Here is a 26,311-nt window from a genome sequence, read left to right on the forward strand (position 1 = left end):
ATATATTTTTAATATCTTTTGCGTATGCTCCTAGCATAAAAGGCTGGTTAAGTCAATTTAATCGCAACTTCCATACATCACCTTTTCCCCTTCGCCTGCAAATCATATTTGATTTAATATCGATACATCTGCTATGCGGAATTATAACATTTGCAAGCATCAACTTTTTAACTTGCGTTGTCTCTCGGATAACCTTCAGATTTTCGAGATTCTCAGATTCTACACTTTATTCTCAGCTCTAAATTTCATTAGAATTTAATTTTCACTAATAAAGTAATATTTTTGTAAATAATCAGCCTCTATTATAAACAATAAATAATACCATTTCTAAATCAAAGATGATATTGAGGCAGCAGTGAAACTCGAAATACAGTTACGCAGTGAACTGGAATTCGTTAGTTGAGCTGTCCCGCTTCTGCGGGGCTAGGCTTCAGGCAACGAGGCGTATTTATACATACGTTGAGGAAGCCGACAACCCCGGCCTGCGCCGGGGTAGGCTGTGCCAACAAAAATAGCGCTTTGATCGGAAGCGCATCCCGCAAGGGAAGCGCATAAAAAATAGAATCTTACATTGCCGAGAATTTTTGCCAGCATGGCGAAAACTTCCTTTAAAATTGGTATAATGAGTAAAAAAGTTCTTATTATAAATCCCTGGATTCACGACTTTGCAGCCTACGATTTCTGGATAAAACCACTTGGTCTTTTATATTTGGGCGGCTTATTGCGCCAAAACGGCCATAAAGTTCATTTTATTGATTGTCTTGACCCATATCATCCGGCCATGCTCCACGGAAATCGCAAACAGCCAAAGCGTTATTCCTATGGCGACGGCAAATTCTTCCGGCAGATTATTCCAACTCCTGGACCGCTGAAGATGTTTGACCGAGGTTTCTGCCGCTATGGCATTACACCGGAAATATTCCGCGATGAATTGAAAAACCATCAGGATACGGATATCGTTTTGATCACTTCGATGATGACTTACTGGTATCCCGGAGTTTTCGAAGCAATTAAGATAATCAAAGAAGTATTGCCTCAAGTTCCCATAGTGCTGGGCGGCAAATATGCTACCCTTTGTTATGATCACGCCGTAAAATTTTCAGGAGCGGGTTTTATTATTGCCGGCGCCGGCGAAAAACTGATTCTTCAGTTGTTTCATAAAATATTTGACGAAAAACCTTTATTTATACCGGATGAAAACAATCTTGATTCGCACCCCTACCCTGCTTTCGACTTGATAAATAAAATAGACCAATTACCTTTAATCACTTCCCGGGGTTGTCCTTACCACTGCAGTTACTGCGCTACGCATATTTTTAATGATAAATTCAGACGACGTGATCCTGTAAAAGTTGTCGAAGAAATTGAATACTGGCAGAAAATATCCGGTGTGGATAATTTTAGTTTTTACGACGACGCTTTACTTGTTAATCCTGAAGAAATGATTATACCTCTATTGCACGAGCTAAAAAAAAGAAATTTGTCCTGTAAGTTTCATTGCCCCAACGGACTGCATTTGAGAGAAATCAATGAAGAATTAAGTGAGTTGCTCTACAGTTCAGGATTTAAAACGATTCGCTTTGGCTTTGAGACATCAGATTTAAAAAGGCAGTTGCAAACCGGCGGTAAAGTTAAAAACGAAGAGCTATACAATGCTGTGAGTCATTTAAAAAAAGCCGGTTATAAAACCGATGAGATAGGCATATATTTGCTTTGCGGTATGCCCGGTCAAAAAGCCCAAGAAGTCATAGACAGTATTGAATTTGTGCAGGAATGCGGTGCCAAACCGGTTCTGGCCGAATATTCGCCCATTCCCGGAACAAAAATGTGGACAGACGCAGTGGCATCTTCTTCTTTTGACATTCAAGGAGAACCATTATATCATAATAATTCGTTGCTTCCCTGCCGTAATGATGATTTCAATTTTGCCGTTTATACGGAATTGAAAAAGAAGCTTAAAATGAATCCAGAAACAGGCGGTTTGGTATGAATGGTTTAATATGGATTAAGAATACATTGATTTTAGTATTATCCTTATTTTTTTTAATTATCGGCGTCAATACTTTGATAGGCTCTTATCGGATAAAGAATCCAATGGAGTTTGTCATGTATTTTTTTTCTGCTTCGCTTTTAATTTTAGTTTGCCTTGTCGGTGTTATATACTTTTTCTCCCGTTTATTTATTAAGAAACAGGCGGATGGAATCAATAATGACGAAACGCAATAATATTCTCGGATTAATTTTCATATTAGCAGCAGTTTTATTAACCGCTGGTCTTTCCTACGGCCTCGATCTGGAAAAGAAGGTCATTAAAACAAAACTGAAAAATGGTTTGACCGTACTCATGCTGGAGCGTCATTTAAGCCAGACTGTTTCCCTCTACATACGGCATCGTATTGGCGCCATCGATGAACAAAACGGACAAAGCGGCGCCGCCCATCTTTTGGAACATATGATGTTTAAGGGAACGACAACGATCGGTGCAAAAAAATACAGCGCTGAAAAAATAATATTGGACGAAATTGAAAAAACCGGCAATCTTCTGGACATGGAAAAAAGAAAAGCCCCAAAATCTGATCAAAAAGTAATTGAAAAACTTTCCCGTCGCTTGAAAATATTACAGGATGAGCACAAGAAATATTTCACACCTAATGAAATTGACCGGTTGTATACCGAAAATGGCGGCCTGGATATGAATGCATCCACCGGTCAGGATGTGACTACCTATCATGTCAGTCTTCCCGCCAATAAAATTGAACTATGGGCGAGAATTGAGTCGGACCGCCTGCTCAACCCTGTTTTCCGCGAATTTTACACGGAACGCGATGTTGTCATGGAAGAGAGGAGACAACGAGTTGAATCCGATCCTGACGGTAAACTTTATGAACAATTCATGAGCACCGCTTATAAGATCCATCCCTACGGCAGACCGATTATAGGATGGGAAAAAGATTTAATGAATCTGAGCCCTGACTCAGTGAGGGAAATATTCTCCAAATATAAGAACCCGGAAAGTATTGTAATCGCGGTTGTCGGAGACATTAAGCCGCAAGAGACACTAAAATTAATCGAAAAATATTTTGGACGCATTCCTGCTGCTAAGGAAAATAAATACTTGATTCCAGAGGAGCCGCAACAAACAGAAGAACGAAAAGTAAAGGTTAAATTCGATGCCAACCCGATGATGATTATCGGGTTTCACAAACCAAATGCCCCGGCCCGTGAAGATTACGTGTTTGATGTGCTGGACACAATTTTGACCAGCGGCAGGACCAGCCGTCTATTCAAAAAAATGGTTACTGACAGGCAAATAGCAAAAAGTGTGACGTCCATCAACGGCATTCCTGCGACAAGATATCCAAATCTTTTTACGATATTTTCCCAACCCCGTCATCCTCACACTAATTTGGAATTGGAAGAAATGATTCTTCAGGAAATAGAAAATATAAAAACCAGTCCGGTTACAAGTGAAGAATTAACTAAAGCCAAAAATATTATAAAAACGGAGTACATTAAAGATCTGGATTCTAATTCCGAAATTGCATCTATGTTAACTTATTATGAAGTTCTATTGGGTGATTACAGATATATCTCTGAATATCCCCAAAATATTGATCAGGTTACGGCTGAAGACATAATGAAAGTCGCCGAAGTTTACCTTACCAAAACCAACCGCACAATTTCTGTCCTTGAAAAAAAGAAGGATTAAGGGAATCATATGAGCGGAAGAATTAATTATCTTTTTAAATATTGCCTTCCCTTTCTGATCAATCTGGTATTAATTACCGGAGGTGTTCTGCCGGCACAAGCAGTTTCCGGTTCTCCATTAACGTCACCGGATAAACTTAAGTACGCTCCCCTGCAATTCAATCTGCCGCAAACCCAGCGCGTGGTTCTTGATAATGGAATTGTTCTTCATATTCTGGAAAACCATGAACTGCCTTTGGTTAATATCAATGCTCTGGTTAAAACAGGAACAATGTATGATCCGCAAGGCAAGGCGGGCGTTGCCGAATTGACGGCCTATGTCATGAGAACGGGAGGCACAAAGAAATTAAGCAGCACAGAAATCGACAAGCAGCTTGATTCCATAGCAGCGTCGGTCTCCCTCAGCATGTCCCTTGAATCCGCCCGGATTAATTTTTCCATCTTGAAAGAAAATCTGGAAAAAGGAATTGATCTGTTTTCGCAAATTCTCCTGCAACCGGCCCTGGAAAAGGATAAATTCGAATTGGCGGTACAATTAAAAAAAGAAGAACTCAGGAGAATTAAAGACGATCCACAAAAGCTTGCTTTCCGTGAATTCAATAAACTGATCTACGCCAATGATCCGCGCGGTTTTTTGTCATCATACACGTCCTTAGCCAATATTGAACGGAATGATTTGGTTGAATTTTACAACCGTTTTTTCATGCCGAATAATATCATTTTCGCTGTTAGCGGCGATATCACCAAGAAAGAGGTTCTGGAAATATTCAGTCGTTATTTCGGAGAATGGGAACCCAGAAATATTCCGGCTTATCTCCCTCCTCCAGCCGGAAAATCCAAGGCCGGATTGTACTGTATCGACAAGGATATTACCCAGTCCATAATTGTCAGTGGTCAATTTACAACAAGTAAAACCGATCCCGATTTTTATTCTTTTACCGTACTTGATTTTATTATCGGCAGCGGCGGCTTTCCTTCCAGAATCTTCAGCGCCGTGCGCAATAATGAGGGACTGGCTTACAGCGCCGGCAGTTTTTACCAGGCGAAACCGGCGTATGGAATTTTTGGAACATACGCTTTTACAAAAACGTCTTCAACCATGAAAACACTTTCCCTGATTAATTCGATTCTGGAAAAAATTAAAACTGGTACGATCACGGTCGGGGAAACTAACTGGGCCAAACAATCCATAATCAATGGCTTTGTTTTTTCTTTCGATACTCCCGAACATATTGCCTGGCAGCAGGTCAATCTCGAATCAGAAAAATTGCCTGCAGACTTTTTGATCAATTACCGAAACAATATAGAAAAAGTCTCTGTCAGAGATCTGAATGATACCGCTGTCAAATATTTGGATAAAACAAAAAACGCCGTCTTGATTTTAGGAAACAGTAAAAAGTTTGACAAACCTTTGTCCACCATTGCGCAACCACTTTTAATAACCCCTCAAGAATAATATATCATTTAAGGAACTATTATGATTGACCCGGAAATATTCAGAAGAATAACTAAGCGAATCGATTCCTACCGTGAAGCGATGATTGAATTGCAAAGCGCTCTTTGTGCAATTTCCGCCGTAGGTCCGGAAAACGGTGGAGACGGAGAACTGTTGAAGGCCAATTTTCTAAAAAATCGTCTTTTGCAAATGGGATTTAAAAACTTCCGGCATTATGACGCTAAGGACCAGCGAGTTTCTTCCGGCATCCGCCCTAATTTCACTACAACAATAGAAGGTAAAAATAAAAACAAATTTATCTGGATTATTACTCACATGGATATAGTACCGCCCGGCGAACTGCGTCTCTGGAGTCACGATCCCTACAACGCTTATGTCAAAAACGGGCATATTTTCGGTCGTGGCGTTGAAGACAATCAGCAGGATATGGTTGCTTCCATCTTTGCCGCTAAAGCTATGATTGAAGAGGGCCTGATACCGGATAATTCAATCAACCTCGCTTTTGTTTCCGATGAAGAAACATCAAGTAATATGGGTCTGTACTACATGATAGATTCCGCCAATCCGCTTTTTAATGATGACGATTTGATAGTTGTTCCCGATTCCGGGAATCCTGAAGGATCATTAATCGAGGTCGCTGAAAAAAGCATGCTTTGGCTGTGTTTTAAAACAATAGGTAAACAATGCCACGGATCGAATCCGCAATTGGGTAATAATGCTTTTGTCGCGGCATCGCATCTGGTAACAAAATTGGTCAAGCTGAAAAAACTGTTTCCCAAGTCCGATCCACTTTTTGATCCTCCTCAAAGCACGTTTGAACCAACAAAAAAAGAGGCGAATGTGGGTAACATCAACACCATACCCGGCGAAGATATTTTCTGTATGGACTGCCGCGTCCTGCCGGAATATGATTTACAGGATGTCATGAAGGCGATACAAATAATTGTTCAGGGAATTGAAAAAAAATTCAAGGTCCGGATAGAAATATCCATTGCGCAACATGTGCAATCGGCAGAACCGACTTCTCCCAATGCTCCGATCGTTCAAATGTTGACAAAAGCCATTCAGGAAGTCTACAACGTAAAAGCATATGCCGGGGGTGTCGGCGCCGGAACAGTTGCCTCCTATATTCGCAAAAAAAATTACCCCGTCGCTGTTTGGTCTAAAACCAACCAGACAGCTCATCAGCCGGACGAAAACTGCCCCATTGACAACATTCTGGGCAACGCCAAGGTATTCGCTCACTTATTTCTGCAAAAATAATTTTGAAAACGCCTGATAAACAGTATGATTCAAAGCTCTTATTCTCAAAAACGAACACTTAACGGCTTTTTAAGAACTCATCAATTGTATTGCATTGGATAAATCAAAATGATAAAACTAAACCCCAAAATTACGAATTTGTTCTGTCTTGTGAATAGAGTGCTGACAATTGGATAATATAAGTTTAAAGGCTGATAATTATTTGAAGCAACCAACCAAAAGCATGGTCGTAGAGAAAATTTCTTTTGCCGACCATAACCTGCTGAAAAATCTCTGCGGCGAACATGATAAGCATCTAAAGCTTATCGAAAATATGGAGCCTGTCAAATTAAAAGCCTGGGGGAATAATATTACTGTCTCCGGCAATAATGAAAATGTCAGTAAAATCATCTCTATGCTGAAACAGCTTTATTCTATAATGGAAAAAGGCTGGCATATTCAATCTGCCGATATTGATTACGCTCACCGCATTCTTTCCGAAGATGTAGCTTTTAAGTTGGAGCGTATTTTTCTTGATACGGTTTTTATTTCCTCCAAGAAACGTGTAATTACACCCAAAAGCATAGCCCAGAGACTTTATATTGAAGACATGAGAAATTTTGACATGATTTTCGCCATAGGTCCTGCCGGAACAGGGAAAACATATCTGGCCATGGCGATGGCGGTATCCTGTTTGATGGAGCGGAAGATTCAAAGGATTATATTGGCTCGCCCCGCCGTAGAAGCAGGCGAACGACTGGGATTTTTACCGGGAGACCTGGCGGAAAAAGTAAATCCGTATCTGCGTCCTCTGTATGACGCGCTCTATGATATGATAGATATGGAAAGAGCAACAGCTCTCATCAATAAGGGCTTTATTGAGGTCGCACCACTTGCATTTATGCGGGGCCGCACGCTTAATGATTCCTTTGTTATTCTGGATGAAGCTCAGAATACGACTTCCGAACAAATGAAAATGTTTCTGACGAGGCTTGGATTTGGCTCCAAAGCGGTAATTACCGGAGATATCACTCAGATTGATCTGCCTTCGGGAAAAGTTTCCGGTTTGATTGAAGCGGAACATATTTTGAAAAGAATCGACCGTATCCGCTTTGTTCACTTTTCGGAAATTGACGTTGTCCGACATCCGTTAGTTCAGGATGTCATCAAAGCTTATAAACGATCCGATAAAGAAAAAACTACAGATTCCAATAAATGAATTTTATGAATTTCTTCGAATTAATAAAAAATAAGGCCGCAAATATTTTCAAGAAGCTGCGGGGGAATAACTTATCTTTTGAATTTTTGAAAAACAGAACTTTTCAAAAATGGGCTATTGCTGTTAGCCTCTGCTTAATCTTAGCCATCATAATATCCCCGGAACTCCGCATCTACGAACCGGACTTTAAACTGGGCATGATTGCTCCCAGAAATATTAAAGCAGATTATTCATTTCTGGTTGAAGATCCGCAGGCAACCGAACAAAAAAAAATGGAGGACGCGGAGAACGTCAAACCGGTCTATGATTACGATATTAAAATCAAAGAAAATATAAGAAAAAAAATAGTCATAGCTCTTTCTGCCGCGGCAGATAATTACAATAATTATCCTAAGGGGAAAACTTCGAAAAACGGCGGGCTTGATGTAAGCAAATTACAAAAAGATAAAAAGAGCATGGAAAGAGACCTGGGAATTTATCTAAGTTCGGAAGAATTTTATGTTCTCAACGAGCATAAATTTTCCGATGAACTCCAACAAAAATTATCTAATTTGATCATCTCTTTCTATGATAATAAATTTATTACTAATAATATTCTAAGCAACGCAGAAAAGCAGAAAGGCATTGTTGTCAGAAATTTAAAAACCAAGATTGAAGAGGAAATTAAAGATCAGTCTTTATTTTTCAATATTCAGGAAATTGACGCAGCGCTTTTAAGAACAGTCAATATGGTTTTTAATGAAGATGATGATCATTTGAAAGAAGCCGCTTTCTCTCTGGCAAAAAAATTAATCGAACCAAATTTAACTTTTAACAAAGAAGCCACGGAAAAGAACAAGCTGGCTATTATAGGAGAAACAAACTCGACATTTTTCCAGGTGCAGAAGAATGAAATGATTGTACGGGAAGGAGAAAAGATCGGTTATCTGGAATTAGCCAAATTGAATGCCTTTTATAAATCTGTTAAGGACAAATATTTTTCCAGATTCACAATTCTTCTTGGATTTTTTTTTACTTCTTTGTTTCTTTCGATTGTCCTGTACCTTTGGCGCACAAGAAACTGGATCACAACTTCAGCCCGTTCCAACGTTGATTTATTCGTTTTCGGAATTATTGCGCTTCTGCAAATATTATTCATCAAAACGGGAATTTTTATTTCGCTTGCCGTCAACAAAGCTTTTCCGTTTTTGCCGCCTGAAACATGTTTCTTCGCCATACCTTTTGCGTTTGGAGCAATGACCATCGCCATCTTGATTAATAGAAACGTCGCCATGATCATAAGTGTGCTCACATCATTAATGATCGGTTTTATTTTTGATGAAAAAATTATTTTCCCTCTCTTCTCCTTTTTGGGATCAGTCGCTGCGTCTTATCAAATCGTCCGTATCCGTCAACGTTCTGTGTTCTTAAGAATAGGTCTTTTTCTTGGAATTATCAATATGGCTGCGATTATCTGCCTCAACCTTATCACAGGAAACTTATTCAATGATCTGTTTCTGCGATTGACAATGGGATTTGTTGGCGGTGTTTTTACCGGAATACTTGTCGCTGGAATTACTCCTATCTTTGAAAGTATCTTCGGTTTTATAACAGATTTTAAACTGCTGGAGTTGGCTAATTTAAATCAGCCTCTTTTCCAGAGAATGATAATTGAAGCACCCGGAACTTATCATCACAGCATTATCGTTTCCTCTATGGTTGAATCGGCAGCCGAGGCTATCGGTGCAAATTCTCTGCTGACAAAAGTCAGCGCCTATTACCACGACATCGGCAAGCTGATGAAACCGCAATATTTTATTGAAAATCAACTTACAAATGAAAACAAGCACGATAAACTTTCACCAAAAATGAGCAGCCTGATTATAATATCCCACGTTAAAGACGGCTGCGAACTGGCCGCTAAAGCCAAACTTGGACCACAAATTATCAACATAATTCGTGAGCATCATGGTACAAGCATCGTCAGCTTTTTCTACGACAAGGCTAAGAAAGACAAGGATGAATCCATTCGTTCTTTATCGGAAAGTGATTTCCGGTATCCCGGACCTAAACCACAAACGAAAGAAGCGGGGCTCGTAATGCTTGGAGATGTTATTGAAGCGTCTTCACGCACGTTATCTAACCCTACTCCGGCAAGAATTCGTTCTCTGGTCAGAGAACGAATTGAACGCATCTATATGGATGGACAACTTGATGAAAGCGAGTTAACTATAAAAAATCTCAATACAATAGCGGAAACATTTACAAAAATTCTTACCGGAATTTTTCATCACCGTGTTGATTATCCGGAATCAGCGCAGAAAGAAACTAACAGCAAAAAAGAAATTGATGAAATTACAGATCGAAAACAATCAAAATAAAATTAAAATTGATAAACGCAGAATTCGCAGCACGGTTCTGAGAATTCTGAGGATTCTTAATTGTGCGGATAAAGAAATCAGTTTATCGTTTGTTGATGATGAGAAGATAAAAAAGTTAAACAAACAATATCTTGGTAAAAGTAAGCCGACTAATATTATTTCTTTTCCTCTTCAGGAAGGCGAATACAGTAATATAAATCCTGATATCATGGGTGATATTGTCATTTCGACCGAAACAGCTCAAAGAGATGCCCTTCGCGGAAATTTAACCTTGCCTCAGGAAATCGATTTTTTAATCATTCATGGAATTTTGCACTTGCTCGGTTATAATCATGAAAACACGACCAGAAAAGAAATAAATAAAATGCGTCAAAAAGAAAATGATTTATTCAAAGCTCTTTACGGCACTGATGCCTGTTTAATTTAATATTATTACTGGAGGATAAAAAATGGATTTATCTTTAAAGAATAAAGTTGTTTTGATTACCGGAGGCAGTCGTGGAATAGGCCGGGCAATCGCGTTGAGAATGGCTCAGGCCGGCGCCGATGTTGCAATTGCCAGTCGTAAAATTTCCGATTTGGAAAAGGTAGCAGTGGAAATAACTAAAACGGGGAGAAAGTGTCTGCCTTTTGCAGCTCATATCGGCAGAATGGATGAAATAAACAACCTTGTTCAGAATGTTGTTAAGGAGTTCGGGAAAATTGATATTCTCATAAACAATGCCGGAACAAGTCCCACGATGGCACCGGCTATTGAAATAGATGAGCGTGCCTGGGATTCCGTTGTAAATCTGAATTTAAAAGGGCTTTTTTTTCTGAGTCAGGCTGTGGCGCGTATAATGAAAGAAAAAGGCGGAGGGAAAATTATCAATGTCTCATCAACAGCAGGATTAACTCCCGACATACTTCCTGTTTATTCTATAAGCAAAGCCGCCGTGAACATGGCTACGAAAGTCATGGCTAAAGAATGGGCCATATACAATATTCGCGTTAACGCTATCGCCCCGGGAATTACCAAGACCCGCTTCAGTGAGGCTATTGTGAATAATCAGGATATCCTTAATATAGCAATGAGTAGAACTCCATTGGGACGTCCAGCCGAACCGGAAGAAATGGTTGGAGCTGTTATTTATCTGGCTTCGGATGAGTCAAGCTATGTCACAGGACAGGTACTTGTTATAGACGGTGGGATGACTATCTAGTGATAATTCCATTTCGCATTCAAGCGGCACCTTTGTCGGCCGCGTCGTCTGGCGACTCGGAGTACGTAAAATGTACACCTGCGTCGCCTCCTCCTTGCCTTCGCGGTGTCATCTTGAATGCGAAACGGAATAAAATCAGGCTTTTCTTGGCTTTTCTTCAACTCTTATTATCGCAATAACTTTTTTATTAATCTTTGTTAATAAAAAGCATTGATCTAAAACCAATGATAAAGTAAGATATAACTATGAAAGCATTATATAATAAATACTTAATTAATTTCAGTACAGGCTTATTCCTGCAAGTGGTTACAACAGTTTTAACTGTTTTTATAATTACCACAGCAAATGTTGCTCATGCCGATATCTACAAGTATGTGGATAATGAAGGCGTTCTGCATTTAACCAACGTGCCTACAGACCATAACGTCAAATATGTAATGATCATGAGAGAGAAACGAATTCTTTTCCAGGCCAATCTTGACGTAAGCAAATACGATGAACTTATTAACAAAGCCGCCAACAAATTTAAACTTGATTCTGCATTAATCAAAGCGATTATTAAAGCGGAATCCAATTTTAATCATCGAGCTGTTTCAAGGGTAGGAGCGCAAGGGTTAATGCAATTAATGCCGAAAACGGCATCTTCAATGAATGTCGAAGACAGTTTTCATCCTGAAAAAAACATTGAAGGTGGAGCACGTTATTTGCGTTATCTTCTCAATACCTACAAAGGAAATCTGGATCTGGCCCTTGCAGCTTATAATGCCGGAGAAAAAGCGGTCGCCAAATATAATTATAACATTCCTCCCTATCGGGAAACTCAAAATTATGTAAAGCGTGTTTATAGTTTTTATAAGTCATACAACGGCGAATAATAAGACCCGCTAAGAATGAGACCCAAGCGTCAGAAATAAAGTGCGCTGAAGCTTGCTGGACGAATTATACCAGGCGCGTAGCGAAATAGTGAGACCCTAGTTTCAGAAGCGTAGCGTACTGAAACTTGATGGTCGAATTATCCTAGGAACGAAGAGACGTAGGGTTCGAAGCGATAGTCGAATTATCCCCGAAGCGGAGCGTAGCGGGATAAATTTATCTGGAATGCTTCTCAACATATAAATATTTCCTGATTTCCGCCAATTTTCTTTCTTTAATACCTTTTATTTCCATTAATTGTTCTATATTCCGGAACCGGTTCAATCTGCCGCGTAAATCCAATATTTTCCCTGCTGTCGATTCGCCGATTCCTTTTACCAGAAGCAAATCGTCTTTCGTAGCTTTATTAAGATCAAATTTTATTCCCAGGGCAAACCTTTTAACTGCGCCCATCTCTGTCACGGCAATATTATTCCCGTCGGGAGACGAACCAACCGTGATTTTCATTCCGTCACTAAGCTTGAAATCCGGAAACGAAAATTTTCTGATGCCGGTATTCTCTAAAAACTTTGCCGCGGATGTCTCTGCCTCAACAAAATAAATTCCTTGAGACTGATCTTTTTTCACCACTTCAATCGCCAGTAAATTATTTATTTGATCGACAAAAGCTGGGATTTCATAACTGACAAATAAACTGTAATAATTAAAAAAGGGAATAATCGCCATGATTACACAAACGGCGATCAGTCCCTTAATTTGACTTTTGGAAATAGTCATGGAACTATTTTTTCTTTTCCAACCCGAAAGCATCATGCAGAGCAGTAACAGCAAGCTCTGTATATTTTCGTTTAATAATACAGGATATTTTAATTTCCGATGTGCTGATCATCATGATATTGATACTTTCGTTGGACAAAGTTTTGAACATTTTAGCCGCAACACCGGAATGACTTACCATTCCTACGCCAATTATAGATACTTTAGCTACATCATCGTCAACTTCAACTTTTTTCGCTCCAATTGCCTTAGCTGTAGCATTGACTATCTTCTGAGCTTCTTTCATCTCTTTTTTAGATACAGTAAAAGTAAGATCGGTAAAACCTTCCGCGCTTACATTTTGAATTATCATATCTACACTGATATTGTGCTCCGACAAAGGCGTAAATAAACTGGCTGCAACACCCGGTTTATCCGGAACATGCACTACAGTGATTTTGGCTTGATCTTTATCATAAGTAATACCCGAAAGAACTTCTTTTTCCATTTCTTTATCCTCCTTAGTCACAAGCGTTCCTCCTTCATCGGAAAAAGTTGATTTCACGTAAACAGGAACATTATATTTTTTTGCCATCTCCACAGAACGAGGCTGTAAAACCTTTGCGCCCGTCATAGCCATTTCCAGCATTTCATCATAAGATATTTTATTCAATCTTCGGGCTTTACTGCAAACATTAGGATCAGTAGTATAAACTCCATCAACGTCTGTAAAGATATCACACTGATCAGCTTTCAGAGCTGCCGCGAGTGCTACCGCGCTCGTATCGGAACCGCCACGCCCTAGTGTAGTAATGTTATTATCTTTATCAACACCTTGAAAACCGGCAACAACTACAATCGTTCCCTTCTTCAGTTCTTTTTTAACTTCTTTAGTGTCAATAAGAGCGATTCTAGCCTTCTTATGGGCTGTATCCGTCAGAATTTTAACCTGAAACCCTAAAAATGATCTTGCCCGATGCCCCATGGAATTCAAAACTATTGATAACAGAGTTATCGTAACATGCTCGCCTGTTGAAATTAAAGAATCATATTCTCTTTCGTCAGGAGATTCGGCAGCTTTATGCGCAAGGGCGATGAGCCTATCAGTTTCTCCGGCCATCGCTGACAAAACTACTACGACTTCATTGCCCGCATTTTTTTCACGAATTGCTTTCGCGGCCACATTTTTTATTTTTTCAATATCCGCGACCGATGTTCCCCCGAATTTCTGAACAATTAAAGCCATTTTTATTAACCTCCACTTTTATATCTTACCCATTCCTTCAGTCTGTCTTTTAATCCTTTTATAACAATTTTGCGCGTGTTTTCATCAATATATTCGAAACTTATAAAAAAAGAATCGGCTGGAAGAATTTGATTTATTTTCTCCGCCCACTCTATTACAACAATGCCCTTCCCGCAAAAATATTCTTCGTAACCTAAATCTTCGAATTCAGAGTAACTATTCAGCCGATACACATCAAAGTGATAAAGTTTACAGCGGGCCGGATATTCATTAATCAAGGTAAAAGTCGGAGACGTAATCTGATATTTATCGCTTACTCCTAAGCCTCGGGCTAAACCACCGGTAAAACAGGTTTTGCCTGACCCAAGTTCGCCCGATAACGCTAAAACATCACCTTCCCTTAACTTTGCGCCAATGACTTGCGCTATTTCCCACGTCTCCTGAGCACTTGCTGATATTATTTCAATCTTTGTATTTTTCTGACTCATTTATAATAGCTATAAACAGTATTTATACCACTTTATTCTTTCTCCAATACGACAACAGCAGTAGCGTATTTTTTCGTATGCGTCAAACTCAAATGAATATTCGTAATTTTTCTTTTTTCAATTTGAGTTTTGGCTGTTCTGTAGAGTTTGAGCGCCGGCTTTCCGCTTTTATCGTTCACAACTTCAATATCGCTCAACTTAACTCCTCCGCCCAAACCAATGCCCAACGCCTTTAAAAAAGATTCTTTGGCTGCAAAGCGGGCACCGTAATGTATTGATGATTGGACATGTTTTCCACAGTAGAGTATCTCTCCCGCAGAAAAGACTCTCTTCAAAAATTTAACACCCCATTTTTCAATTATCTTTTCTAAGCGGCCATTTTCGACCAAGTCTATTCCAATACCACAAATCATTATCTTACCTAACATGCATGGACAATAGCGTCCGTAACTGCGGCAACTTTTTTCATAACTGCCACATCATGCACCCGGATAATATGGCATCCGTTCATAATCGCCGCGGCGACTGTCGCCGCCGTGCCTTCCATTCTCTCACTCGGTTCACCGCCGGTCACTTTGCCGATAAAAGACTTCCGGGATGTTCCAACCATTATTGGCATCCCCAATACTTTTAACTGGGAAAGATTTTTTACAATTTTATAATTATCATCCGGCGTTTTTCCAAAACCTATTCCTGGATCTATAACCAGACAATCTTTGTCTATGCCGCCATTCAAAGCTTTTTCACTGCTCTTTTTCAAATAATCCGCAACTTCAGCCATTAGGTTGTTATAAACTAAATTACCCTTTTGCATGTTTTGGGGATTACCCCGCATATGCATAAGAATCACAGCGGCACCTGTATCCTTGATGGTTTTCGTCATTTTTTTATCAGCATGCAAAGCACTTATATCATTGACTATTTCGGCACCGGCTCCGACAGCCTGTCTGGCTACTTGTGCCTTTTTCGTATCTATGGAAATTGGAATTTTTATCTGTTTCACTAGACTATCAATTACCGGAAGGACTCGTTTTAATTCAGCTGTTGTCGAAACAGATGCAGCTCCGGGACGTGATGATTCTCCGCCGATATCTATAATATCCGCCCCTTCGTCCACCATTTGTAATCCTCGCTCAATAGCTCTTTGCTGAGAATAAAAAAGCCCGCCATCGGAAAAAGAATCAGGCGTAACATTTAGAATTCCCATGATCAAAGTTTTTTTGCCCAGTTGAATTTCACGTCTAAACGTTTTTAAAATATATTCTTTTTGACTGATGTTTTTAAGCAATTCCCGTATATTGGCGGCAATAGAATTTAAACCAAATGGCTGTTTTTCAATTTTTATTATCATTGCCAGTATTTGTTTTATTGTGCCCATTATTAAAATATCGCTTGCAGGAACACTGCAGGAAACGCTTCCCCTGGCAACAGCGGCATCTCCGCCCACCGATAACATTTCTTGTTTTATAATATTCGCAACTTTACATGGTTGACTTTCAAGTAAAATATTAATGTTTATTGTTTTGGAAACCATAGCGTCAATGCCATAAGGATCAACACCAATTTTCTTGAATACTGATGTAGCTTCTTCTAGATCTTTTATTTTAATTATATTCACAGGACTATTTTACCATTAATATTAATTAAATATTTATTGACGAGTCAGAAAATCAATCATCAATCAGGAACATGAGGCTCCGTTCAACACATGATTTCCCACAATTTACGGCATATTGTTCCCACAACTGGAACAGGGATACATCAAGTTGTGGTTTTAAGAGATTTTTTTTGAATCGGCCAATTGCATATCAGGCAGAATATTACCTATCAGGACATCTACTTCTGCTCCGGTTAAAACTTCCTTTTCCAGGAGTTCTTCTGCTATTTTATGCAATATTTCAATATGATCGGTGAGAATCTTTTTTGCTTTTTCATAGTTTCGTGTAACGATAGACACGACTTCGGCATCAATATGTTTTGCCGTATCTTCGCTGTAATCCTTATGAGTGGCAAATTCCCGCCCCAAAAAGATTTGCTCTTCTTTTTTTCCGTAACTCAAAGGTCCCATCTTATCGCTCATACCCCATTCGCAGACCATTTTTCTGGCTAGATTTGTCGCCCGTTCAATGTCATTGCCGGCGCCGGTAGTAAAATCATGCAAAATTATTTCTTCGGCAGCTCGTCCGCCTAATAAAATTGCGATATTTTTTTCTAAATATTCCCGTGGATAAGTATGCTTTTCATCAATGGGCAACTGCTGGGTTAAACCCAAAGCCCTTCCGCGGGGAATTATCGTAACTTTATGAATCGGATCGGTTCCCGGTATCATCCGTGCCACCAGAACATGGCCCGTTTCATGATAAGAGGTATTACGTTTCTCATCATCACTAATCACCATGGTCTTTCTTTCCGTGCCCATTAAAATTTTATCTTTAGCAAACTCAAAATCGCTCATGTTGACTTTTTCTTTATTTGCCCGGGCAGCATTCAGCACCGCTTCGTTAATCAGGTTTTCAATATCGGCTCCGGAAGTTCCGGGCGTTCCCCTGGCCAAAATCGCAAAATCAACATCTTCTGCAATCGGCGCTTTACGGGCATGAACTTCAAATATTTTTTCTCTTCCTTTCACATCAGGCAGCGGCACGACAACCTGTCGGTCAAACCGGCCCGGACGCAACAATGCCGGATCAAGAACATCAGGACGGTTAGTGGCGGAAATAAGAATCACACCTTCATTAGATTCAAATCCATCCATCTCTACCAGCAGTTGATTAAGGGTTTGTTCTCTTTCATCGTGCCCTCCTCCAAGACCTGCGCCACGATGACGGCCAACCGCATCAATTTCATCAATAAAAATTATGCAGGGAGCGTTCTTTTTGGCCTGACTGAATAAATCGCGGACTCGTGAAGCTCCAACACCAACGAACATTTCCACGAAATCCGAGCCGCTGATTGTCAAAAAAGGCACTTCCGCTTCTCCGGCAATTGCCCTCGCTAAAAGTGTTTTTCCGGTTCCGGGAGGACCAACGAGTAATAACCCTTTAGGAATTCTTCCTCCCAGCCTTGTATATTTCTTGGGGTCTTTCAAGAAATCAATCACTTCTTCCAACTCAGCCTTGGCTTCATCAATACCGGCAACATCGGCAAAAGTAACTCTTTTTGATTTATCAGTAATTAGGCGTGCTTTGCTTTTACCAAAAGCCATTGCTTTTCCGCCACCTGCCTGCATCTGGCGCATGAAAAATATCCAGACGCCGATAAGAAGGATCATCGGCAACCAGGAAACTAACAGCGTCATATACCAGGAATCTTCAGTTGGTTTGGCCGTTATTTTGACTCCTTTTTCTCTGAATTGCGTTACCAGCTTATCATCCTTGGGTGAATACGTCTTAAAAGCATTACCATTAGTCAGTTTACCGGTAATGCTCTCACCCTGCATAGTTACTTCACTTATCTCGCCTTTATCCAGAAAGGCGATCATCTCACTATAATTTATGTCTTTGGTACCCGTTTTAGGCTGGTTAAATAGCTGCCAGACAAGTAAAAATACCAGCAGTAGAGTAAGTACAAGAGCTATATTTTTTTGAGACTGATTCAAAATTTTTCTCCTTAAGATCAATTATACATCATTACAATATACCATTTTGATTGGAAGTTGCCGCCTGATCGGCGTCACTTCCCGGTAGGGTAAAAAGCCTTATTCTTATTGCGCGCCCTTTGGTTGCGCATCCGGTCAAAGGATAACGCGACGACGCGGCCAACAAAATTAGCCGAAGACCGGTGGGGCATCCCACAGGGGAGCGCATATAAAATAATTTTTATACCTTACCGGTAATTACCGCCCGTAAGATGGTAATTACAATCGAACTGGTATAATCTTTATAATAATATCCAACATAACTCAAATAATTTTTGAAGATCTTATAAAAAGACCAGGTTGTGTAAATTTGCTGTTTTTATGACTCTGCGATGTTTAATCTGAGAACATTTTTTGTTTTTGCGGTTATTTTGACCCGGTCGTTTAAATGCATGTTTTCTATCCATATTACCGAAAGACGATCAACAAACAGTATAATTTCATTACGTTTGCATCGCGGTATTTTATGGTCAATAAATAAATTTTTTATTTTTTGACTGCCCTGCATGCCCAAAGGTTGAAACCAATCTCCGTCTCGTCTATTTCTTATTATTAAAGGTTGCTGAATTTTGTCCAAATCCAAATAAATTTCATTTTTACTGCTAGAAGCAAATTCTTCTTTTGTCGTAAGCTCTGAATGGATAGTAAGGTTTCTTTCCTTAATATAAAGAGAGCCGGGAATATTCATAGTATACTCATATTCCATTTGCTTGAAGACATCTTTCTTTCTCTCCAGAATTAAATTCTCATATTCGCATCTGGCTTCGATTCCTAAAGGAAGAACAACTCTTTTACCGGATTTGCTCTTTTTAGCCAAATCATCCAAAGATTTTATATGAATAAAAGAAAATCCGTTCTTTGCCGGATTAAAACTTTCCAAAAGGATTTTAAACAATCTCCAGCGTATAGCAGAATTTAGTTTATTTATGTCCTCTATTTTTAACAAAACTTGATTTTGTTGTCTCCGAATGAACGGTAATTTCAAAGCATTAGTAACATATTGTCGAATGAATTCATCTTCCGAACGCAATATTTCCGCCATTTGCGCCAGACTTTCTTCGATTTTCGGATTAAATTTTTCTTTTAAATAAGGAAGCAATTCAAATCTAATTTGATTGCGCAAATATCTTTTGTTTTCGTTGGAACTGTCCTGGCGATACGGAATCCCTTCTTTATTCAGAAAGGAAATAATTTCTTGTCTGGATGTTTCGATCAGCGGACGGATATATCTGCCTTCACGTATTGGTAAAAAACCTTTAAGACCTTCTAAGCCACTTCCACGCAATAGATTCAGCAAAACAGTCTCTGCCTGATCCTGCATATTATGCCCTAAGGCAATTTTTTGCGCCTGATAATCTTCGGCAACTTTATTAAGAAATTTATATCTTTCCCGTCGATAAAAATCTTCAGGAGAAAAGCCTTTTCCCTTTTTCCCCTGATCCATTTTTCCGGAAACGAAAACAAATCCTCTTTTTTCCGATAGATTACGGGAGAAAATCTCGTCTTCTTCTGATTCTGAACCCCTTAATCCATGATTGAAATGAGCAATAATCAGGTTCAAATCCAATTCCTGCGCTACCAGGGCAAGGACATCCAGAAGTGCCGTCGAATCAGGCCCTCCGGAAAGGGCCACAACCACACGTTCGCCTTTTTCCAGCAGATTATATTTTTCTATTGTACTTCTTACTTTTTCAATCATATCTATTCCCGCGTCGCTTCGCTCCTGGGATAAGTTCAACTAACGCTTCAAACTTCATCCCGACCCATCGGGACTTGTTTGCAGCGAGTTTCTCTAATTAAACAAAGAATTAATTCCCAGAAGATCTTCACAATAATAATCGGCATGGGCATTCAGCAATGCCTGTCTGTTCCCTAGCCCATTTAAACAAGCGCAACTCAATATTCCCGAATTTCTGGCCACAACAATATCATTAATACCATCGCCGATTATGAGTGTATCTTCTTTCGTTGCTTTGTATTTATTTAATATATAATCAATTACACGGCTATCGGGTTTTAGGAATGGTGTGGAATCGGCTCCAATTATTTCTGCAAAATATTTGGCTATATTTAATCCTTGCGCTATAGTTAAGGTAAAAATATATCGTTTATTCGTCAAAATAATTTTAGTTTTATTTTTATAATTTTTCAAAACCTCCTCCACATGCGGACAGAGCCTGGCATTATCTAAAAGATGTTTGCCGTAGTAATCAGTAAATATTGTCATTGCTTCTTCTCTATACTTGATATTATCCTGTCCCAATACTCTTTCGATTAATTTGCCGATACCGTCGCCAACGAAGCTAAGAATTTCTTGTCCCGGTTTTTCCTTTAGCGCCAGTGTATTCAACATATAATTTATTGCTTGAATCAGATCGGTGCCGGTGGAAACAAGAGTGCCATCGAAATCAAATATCATTAATTCTATCTTTTTCATCATTTCACCCTTAGACAATATAACCAAGTACCGCAGCAAATACAAGTTTGTTTCTTTGTGAAACTCCAATTCCAAAAGCGAAGCGCTTTGTAATTGGCAAGTTGAATCCCGACGCTATCGAGACAAAGCGGAGGGTATCATACCCGTGAATAAAAATTGTTTGACTAAGTTCCCATCCAATGTTAAATGTATAAAAACCGCTTGGATCCATTTTATCGACTGAGACGGTATTTATCTTCAACTGAACTGTCTAGGTCTTCCTTTTTTTGCGGAAGACCTTTTTTATTTAATGAAACTTGCCGATAATGAGCCAAGCTGAAAACGAATCCCGACAAGTCGGGATGAAGTATGAATCGTTAGGCGAATTATACCAGGAGCGAAGCGACACGGGATTTAAATATGAATAAACGATATATAAATAATTTTGCCATAATCGGCACAGGCATGGTGGGAACAGCCATAGGCTTTTTGTTAAAAAAAGCCGGATATAAAATAACCGCCATTGTCGATAAATCTCCTGCTGCGCTGAAAAGAGCTCAGGTTTATACCGGAGGAGAAGTGTTCCGCAACCCGCAAGAAGCAGTGCGAAAAGCCGACTGCATTTTACTTACCACCCCTGATGATGCAATTTCTTGCGCTTGCAAGGAAATTGCCCTTTATCCGGCAATAAAAAACAAATTCGTTTTCCACATGAGTGGAGCAGGTGATCTGGATATTCTTGATGCGGCAAAAAAAGCGGGAGCGGCAGTTGCCAGCATTCATCCCCTGCAGAGCTTTTCTTCAATTGATCAGGCCATAAAAAACATCCCCGGCAGTTATTTTGCAGTCACAGCGGATAAAAAAGCTCAAGCGCCGGCAAGGAATATTGTTCGCGATTTGGGAGGCATTCCTTTTTTTATATCCTCCAATCAAAAACCGCTATACCATGCGGCCGCTTGCATTGCCTCCAATTATCTGGTTGCCCTGATGAATACGGTGGAATCAATTTATCAGGCTATCGGATTGAATGAAAAAGATGCAAAGAAAGCTTATCTGCCTTTAGTATACGGCAGCCTCAGAAACATTGAGAATTCCGGTTCGATTCCATCTCTTACAGGTCCCATCGCCCGTGGAGATTTAGGCACAATTAAAAAACATATTTCGGCCCTTAACAAGAATCTGCCGCAATATTCATCTTTATATTCTTCTCTCGGATTAATAACTGTTAAAGTTGCACAAAAAAAAGGAACCTTAAATGCCCGGCAGGCAAAAGAAATTAACGCTATTTTAAAAGGAGTAAAAAATGAGCACGCAAAATAAGACTAACCGCAAAACAATCCTTGACATAAAAAAGATGAAAATCCAGGGAGAGAAAATTGCTGTATTGACGGCTTACGATTACGGAATGGCTTCCATAATGGATGAAAGCGATATCGATATTATCCTGGTCGGCGATTCCCTGGGGATGGTTGTTTTAGGTTATGATACTACCCTGCCTGTAACTATGGAAGACATGCTTCATCACACCAAAGCAGTTTCTCGAGCCGCTAACAGCGCTTTAATCGTAGCGGACATGCCTTTTTTATCTTATCAGGTCTCTCCACAAACCGCTCTGGCCAATGCGGGTCGTTTTTTGCAGGAAGCAAACGCCCAGGCAGTTAAATTAGAAGGCGGCAGAGAATATGCGGATACTATTCAAAAGATCACTTCTGCGGGAATTCCGGTTATGGCCCATCTGGGTTTAACTCCTCAGTCCATCCACCAGATAGGCGGATACCGGGTACAGGGGAAAAAAGAAGATTCCGCCCACAGAATTATTGAAGATGCGAAGATCATAGAAGAAGCGGGAGCATTCTCTGTCGTTCTGGAATGTATTCCGGAAGGACTCGCTTCTGAAATTACTCAATCCATTTCTATTCCCACCATTGGAATTGGCGCCGGAGTTGAATGCGACGGGCAGGTTCTTGTAATTAACGACATATTAGGTATGTATGACAAATTCACACCTAAATTTGTAAAAAAATACGCCAATCTAAATCTGGAAATTAAAAAAGCGGTAAAAACCTACATCACGGAAGTGAAACATGGAACTTTCCCTGATAGCGAACATAGTTTTAAATAATATTATTAATTCTAATGACGCTTCAAACTTCGCTGCTCTTGTTTTAAGCAAGTGTCATTAATTCGACTAAATATTTTATTTCTCGCGCAGTTCCACAGAATCGCGAAAATTATGTCTTATTAATAAGTAGTTATTTTAGCATTTTGCTGTAATTTCTTCAGGATATCCGCAAAAGCTTTTGATTTGTTTTGCTGTTCCAGAAAAGCTGAAATTCTGTCTTTTACCTCTCCTAAAGCAATTTTTTTTGCAGGTTTGCGATCCAGCACCTGAATAACATGATAGCCAAATTCTGTCTTGATCACTGGACCAATAGCATTTTTCTCTTGTGAAAAAGCGGCGTCATCAAAAGCTTTCACAGTTTGCCCCTTCTTTATGAAATTAAGATCACCGCCAGCTTCTTTACTGGGGCAATCGGAATTCTTACGTGCCAATTCAGCAAAGTCACCGCCATTTAATAACTGTTTGCGTAAATTTTCTATCTTAGCCTTTTTCTCTGCTTTTATTTTTTCACTGTCATCTTTGTTGACGGATACCAGAATATGACGAACGTGGACACTTTCCGGACTGAGAAATAACTTATCTTTATTCTCTTGATAAAACTTGTTTATTTCCTTTTGAGTGGGTTTTAGTTTATTTCCTATTTCCTTATTTGCAAACTTTTCGACCTTAATCAAGAAGATCATATCTTCTTGAGATATCCTGTTTTCTTTAAGGAAGTCACTCAACTTCTTGTTTGGCGGAAGACTTGCCTGTATTTTGTCTTTTGTTATTTTTATTTCCTGTTCGCTTACTTCAATTTTTTTTCTTGTGATCTCTTCGTTTAAAACTGTTCGCATGATGAATTCTTCCACCAGCCGTTTTTTAATATCTTCCTTGACTTCTTTTTGTTTATCGGCAGGAATCTTCTCTTTGAGCATTGCTAACCTGTCTTTTACCAAACTCTCCAATTCAGATTTTTTCAATATTTTCCCATTTACACTGACGGCTGCATCAGTTGCCGTTCCTTGTCCAGCTATTACATTTTGTGTATTACCGGATGCGATGGATCCGGATACTGCCGAGGCCGGAGATTCTTTCTTGCCCTTATCATTGTCGCTACAACCGAACATCAGGACAAAAACAAATAAAACGGAAATAGCCAGCCAACTTTTATTAATTATATTTTTCATGAATCTCCTCCCCCGAAAGAATTAGCAGCCTTTTTTCTTTTTTAATCTATATGCAAAATACTAATATCAGTCAAGGTAATTATCCTGATTTAATGAGGCCATATTTCTGAAGCGAAGCGACGCGGGATTAACTTAGATTCATCGTTAAGTCATACTGCGTAGATATTGCAGCATTTCTATTTGATCTTCCAACTTGGGAATTTTTATTCCCGAATTTTGTTTTGGTCCCTGTATTCCCGACATAGAAAGAATCCTGTTCAGAGCTTCGAACATGTTAATTTGAGGATAAATCTCCTTTGTAAAATAATTAATCAATTTTAAAGTCTTAAATCCGTCAAACCAATCATTAAACTGACGGGCCAGCGTCTTTTCGTCCTTAGAATTACGACTTATCTTTGGCCAGACTACAGCGAAGTCGTTAATTATTAGAAAATTTTTTAACACACCGTGAATTTCTCCTGCTTTTGCTAAAATTTCATTTTCATCACAAAGAAAACTGCTGTTCATAAGTTTCAGCCAATCACCCAATATTGTGAATATTCGCGTATCATACAAAATATATTCTTCTTCGCAAGCACCGGAAAGAAATCTTTGTATTCTTTTGCCCGTTCCAAAAGGAACACGCGTTGATGACCGGGCAGAAGGATAAACACATGTATCTTTAATGTAATTAACTCCTCCCGTTTTAGCGAGTTTGTTGAGGAAATAAAAATCTTCTCCCGCTTCACGCCTATTCATTCCCCTGACTTGTATATATGCTTCAGTTGAAACGGCAATAGTCGAACCGATGGAATGAAACGCCCAAGGTGATTTAGCGTACTTTAATCCCAGAATCCAGTAACGCAGAAATATTTCATAACAGACAATTGCGGCTTGTTCTTCATAAGTCTGCGGCATTTGATGTTCATAAGCTAAAATTGCTGTTTTAATTTCCGGCGTAAAATATTTATTTATTACGGACAAATAATTATCCCTGACCAGCGTATCGGCATCCAGACACAAAATCACATGGGGAAACACCGAACTTTTTCTTAACAGGCGCAATGCCATATCCATTCCTATTTTTCTTGCCATACCCACACCTCCGGTATTTTGCGGCATTTCAAATCCTTTTGAAGCGGCATTGATATAACCAATTTTCAATTTTGAATCAGCAATATCATCCAAAAGAGGATATATGTTCTTTTTCGCACTGATTTTTTTTAAAGACTTCCGTGCCATCAGAGTGTCCAGACATTCGATTGTCCAAAGATTATTTTCTATGGCTTCACAAGGTGAATTATCCTTATTATTAACGACACACAGCACAAAAGAATATTCCAAAGATGAAGGCGGATTTTGCGCAAGGGAGGCCAGTGTAGAAAAAAGTAATTCTTTTTCCGCATAAGCCGGTATAACTATAACCTGAGAAATATTGTCAGTGTCCTTTGCTGTTAATTGCCACTTCTCTCCAACCGAGTACTTTTGCAGATAAGTATCTATTATAGATTTTCTTCTCATCGCCAATATTTCATCACGCTTTCTTTTAATAAAGTGTAGTCATTGCCGGAGATCCACTGAATCACTATTCCTTTTTTCTCCATACGCCGAAACCATGTTTCCTGTCTTTTGGCAAACTGGTGAATGGCTGTATTTAATTTTTTTTCCATGTCTTCAAATGTAATTAACTTTTGCAGATATTGGGAAATAAAACGATACTCCAATCCAAAGCTCTCTAACTTCGTCCAAGTCAATCCTGATGCATGCAGTTTCATCACTTCTTCTATCATTCCCTGATTCAATCGTTCTTTCAATCGCGCCGTGATACGCTGCCGCACAGTTGATCTTTCCCATCTGATGCCGAAAACTATAGCATCAATATCCGCCCTTCCCTGTTGAGCATGATCTGTTATATTTCGTGCCCGCTCAATTTCTATTGCCCGGATTAATCTTTCGGAATCCTCAAGATCTGTCTTATTATGCAAAAGTGGTTTTAAATCCAAGAGCATTTTTTGCAGTTCATCTTTTGATTTCCGATTTAAATCTTCCCGCAATTTTTTATCCACCGGGGCGTGTGGCATATTGTATCCCGTTAAAACCGATTCCAGATAAAGACCTGTTCCTCCGACAAGAACAGGCACAACTCCTCTCTCAATCATGTTATCGAATGCTTCGTAAAATCTGTTTTGAAACTCAAATAGATTAAATTCGTTTTCAGGATCTATGATATCTATCAAATGATAAGGAATCCGCCGGGCATTAATAATATACTGGTCTAAATCTTTGCCTGTACCAATATCCATTTTTTTATAAACCTGACGGGAATCAGCAGAAATTATTTCACCATGCAAATCATAGGCAAGCCTCACCGCCAGGTGTGTTTTACCTGATGCTGTCGGACCAAGAATTACAATCAGATTTTTTGCCATACTTTATAC

General features: G+C 39.3%; 24 protein-coding genes. 12 read left to right on the plus strand and 12 right to left on the minus strand.

Annotated features, from left to right (window positions below):
- Nucleotides 1–592: 592 nt before the first annotated feature.
- From CVU62_13450 to CVU62_13495, 10 genes are all read left to right on the plus strand, one after another.
- The gene (locus tag CVU62_13450; GenBank protein ID PKN36732.1) at nt 593–1,990 is read left to right on the plus strand and encodes a radical SAM protein; all 1,398 of its coding nucleotides are present in this window, start codon (nt 593–595) and stop codon (nt 1,988–1,990) included.
- On the plus strand, nt 1,987–2,226 hold the full coding sequence (locus CVU62_13455; protein PKN36733.1) for a hypothetical protein: 240 nt from the start codon (nt 1,987–1,989) through the stop codon (nt 2,224–2,226). The genes CVU62_13450 and CVU62_13455 overlap by 4 nt, the downstream gene beginning before the upstream one ends.
- Nucleotides 2,198–3,709, plus strand: a complete 1,512-nt coding sequence (locus CVU62_13460) for an insulinase family protein (protein ID PKN36734.1) — start codon at nt 2,198–2,200, stop codon at nt 3,707–3,709. The genes CVU62_13455 and CVU62_13460 overlap by 29 nt, the downstream gene beginning before the upstream one ends.
- Nucleotides 3,710–3,718: 9 nt before the next feature.
- Nucleotides 3,719–5,164: a hypothetical protein gene (locus tag CVU62_13465; GenBank protein ID PKN36735.1), complete on the plus strand. Its 1,446-nt coding sequence runs from the start codon at nt 3,719–3,721 to the stop codon at nt 5,162–5,164.
- 21 nt (nt 5,165–5,185) lie between these two features.
- The gene (locus CVU62_13470) at nt 5,186–6,427 is read left to right on the plus strand and encodes a diaminopimelate aminotransferase (protein ID PKN36736.1); all 1,242 of its coding nucleotides are present in this window, start codon (nt 5,186–5,188) and stop codon (nt 6,425–6,427) included.
- Between the two features lie 223 nt (nt 6,428–6,650).
- Entirely contained in the window at nt 6,651–7,625 is a 975-nt protein-coding gene (locus CVU62_13475; protein PKN36806.1) for a phosphate starvation-inducible protein PhoH, read from the plus strand.
- Nucleotides 7,622–9,985: a hypothetical protein gene (locus CVU62_13480; GenBank protein PKN36737.1), complete on the plus strand. Its 2,364-nt coding sequence runs from the start codon at nt 7,622–7,624 to the stop codon at nt 9,983–9,985. Before CVU62_13475 ends, CVU62_13480 begins: the two co-directional genes overlap by 4 nt.
- Nucleotides 9,954–10,412 carry an rRNA maturation RNase YbeY gene (gene ybeY / locus CVU62_13485; protein PKN36738.1) on the plus strand — a complete coding sequence of 153 codons (459 nt, stop codon included), beginning with the start codon at nt 9,954–9,956 and terminating at the stop codon, nt 10,410–10,412. Before CVU62_13480 ends, ybeY begins: the two co-directional genes overlap by 32 nt.
- Before the next feature lie 22 nt (nt 10,413–10,434).
- Nucleotides 10,435–11,187: a short-chain dehydrogenase gene (locus tag CVU62_13490; GenBank protein PKN36739.1), complete on the plus strand. Its 753-nt coding sequence runs from the start codon at nt 10,435–10,437 to the stop codon at nt 11,185–11,187.
- Nucleotides 11,188–11,432: 245 nt separating this feature from the next.
- Nucleotides 11,433–12,062: a lytic transglycosylase gene (locus tag CVU62_13495; GenBank protein PKN36740.1), complete on the plus strand. Its 630-nt coding sequence runs from the start codon at nt 11,433–11,435 to the stop codon at nt 12,060–12,062.
- A 214-nt stretch (nt 12,063–12,276) separates the two neighbouring features.
- Here CVU62_13495 and CVU62_13500 read toward each other — a convergent pair whose 3' ends face one another.
- From CVU62_13500 to CVU62_13540, 9 genes are all read right to left on the minus strand, one after another.
- A complete protein-coding gene (locus CVU62_13500) occupies nt 12,277–12,873 on the minus strand; it encodes a hypothetical protein (protein PKN36741.1) in 597 nt (198 codons plus the stop codon).
- The gene (locus tag CVU62_13505) at nt 12,842–14,062 is read right to left on the minus strand and encodes an aspartate kinase (GenBank protein PKN36742.1); all 1,221 of its coding nucleotides are present in this window, start codon (nt 14,060–14,062) and stop codon (nt 12,842–12,844) included. The genes CVU62_13500 and CVU62_13505 overlap by 32 nt, the downstream gene beginning before the upstream one ends.
- Nucleotides 14,063–14,067: 5 nt before the next feature.
- On the minus strand, nt 14,068–14,550 hold the full coding sequence (locus CVU62_13510) for a tRNA (adenosine(37)-N6)-threonylcarbamoyltransferase complex ATPase subunit type 1 TsaE (protein ID PKN36743.1): 483 nt from the start codon (nt 14,548–14,550) through the stop codon (nt 14,068–14,070).
- Nucleotides 14,551–14,582: 32 nt separating this feature from the next.
- Complete coding sequence (gene acpS, locus CVU62_13515) at nt 14,583–14,963, minus strand: holo-[acyl-carrier-protein] synthase (GenBank protein ID PKN36744.1); 381 nt, start codon at nt 14,961–14,963, stop codon at nt 14,583–14,585.
- Nucleotides 14,964–14,971: 8 nt separating this feature from the next.
- Nucleotides 14,972–16,168 (minus strand): dihydropteroate synthase, encoded by a 1,197-nt coding sequence (folP, locus tag CVU62_13520; protein ID PKN36745.1) that lies wholly within the window; start codon nt 16,166–16,168, stop codon nt 14,972–14,974.
- 156 nt (nt 16,169–16,324) lie between these two features.
- Nucleotides 16,325–18,148, minus strand: coding sequence for a cell division protein FtsH (locus CVU62_13525; GenBank protein PKN36746.1), 1,824 nt, complete (start codon nt 18,146–18,148; stop codon nt 16,325–16,327).
- Nucleotides 18,149–18,506: 358 nt separating this feature from the next.
- Nucleotides 18,507–19,886: a tRNA lysidine(34) synthetase TilS gene (gene tilS / locus CVU62_13530; GenBank protein PKN36747.1), complete on the minus strand. Its 1,380-nt coding sequence runs from the start codon at nt 19,884–19,886 to the stop codon at nt 18,507–18,509.
- Between the two features lie 93 nt (nt 19,887–19,979).
- Nucleotides 19,980–20,627, minus strand: coding sequence for a hypothetical protein (locus CVU62_13535; GenBank protein PKN36748.1), 648 nt, complete (start codon nt 20,625–20,627; stop codon nt 19,980–19,982).
- 7 nt (nt 20,628–20,634) lie between these two features.
- Nucleotides 20,635–20,865 carry a hypothetical protein gene (locus CVU62_13540; protein ID PKN36749.1) on the minus strand — a complete coding sequence of 77 codons (231 nt, stop codon included), beginning with the start codon at nt 20,863–20,865 and terminating at the stop codon, nt 20,635–20,637.
- 158 nt (nt 20,866–21,023) lie between these two features.
- On the opposite strand from CVU62_13540, the gene CVU62_13545 reads away from it, so the two are divergent.
- Both CVU62_13545 and panB read left to right on the plus strand, forming a co-directional pair.
- Entirely contained in the window at nt 21,024–21,923 is a 900-nt protein-coding gene (locus CVU62_13545; protein PKN36750.1) for a DUF2520 domain-containing protein, read from the plus strand.
- Nucleotides 21,907–22,725, plus strand: coding sequence for a 3-methyl-2-oxobutanoate hydroxymethyltransferase (gene panB / locus CVU62_13550; GenBank protein ID PKN36751.1), 819 nt, complete (start codon nt 21,907–21,909; stop codon nt 22,723–22,725). The genes CVU62_13545 and panB overlap by 17 nt, the downstream gene beginning before the upstream one ends.
- A 119-nt stretch (nt 22,726–22,844) precedes the next feature.
- Here panB and CVU62_13555 read toward each other — a convergent pair whose 3' ends face one another.
- From CVU62_13555 to CVU62_13565, 3 genes are all read right to left on the minus strand, one after another.
- Nucleotides 22,845–23,408 (minus strand): hypothetical protein, encoded by a 564-nt coding sequence (locus tag CVU62_13555; protein ID PKN36807.1) that lies wholly within the window; start codon nt 23,406–23,408, stop codon nt 22,845–22,847.
- A 630-nt stretch (nt 23,409–24,038) separates the two neighbouring features.
- The gene (locus CVU62_13560; protein ID PKN36752.1) at nt 24,039–25,394 is read right to left on the minus strand and encodes a hypothetical protein; all 1,356 of its coding nucleotides are present in this window, start codon (nt 25,392–25,394) and stop codon (nt 24,039–24,041) included.
- Nucleotides 25,391–26,302 carry a tRNA (adenosine(37)-N6)-dimethylallyltransferase MiaA gene (locus tag CVU62_13565; GenBank protein ID PKN36753.1) on the minus strand — a complete coding sequence of 304 codons (912 nt, stop codon included), beginning with the start codon at nt 26,300–26,302 and terminating at the stop codon, nt 25,391–25,393. The genes CVU62_13560 and CVU62_13565 overlap by 4 nt, the downstream gene beginning before the upstream one ends.
- Between the last annotated feature and the right edge of the window lie 9 nt (nt 26,303–26,311).

The sequence above is a fragment of the Deltaproteobacteria bacterium HGW-Deltaproteobacteria-2 genome (assembly GCA_002840505.1).
In the GTDB taxonomy this organism is placed as follows: Bacteria; Desulfobacterota; Syntrophia; order Syntrophales; family Smithellaceae; genus Smithella.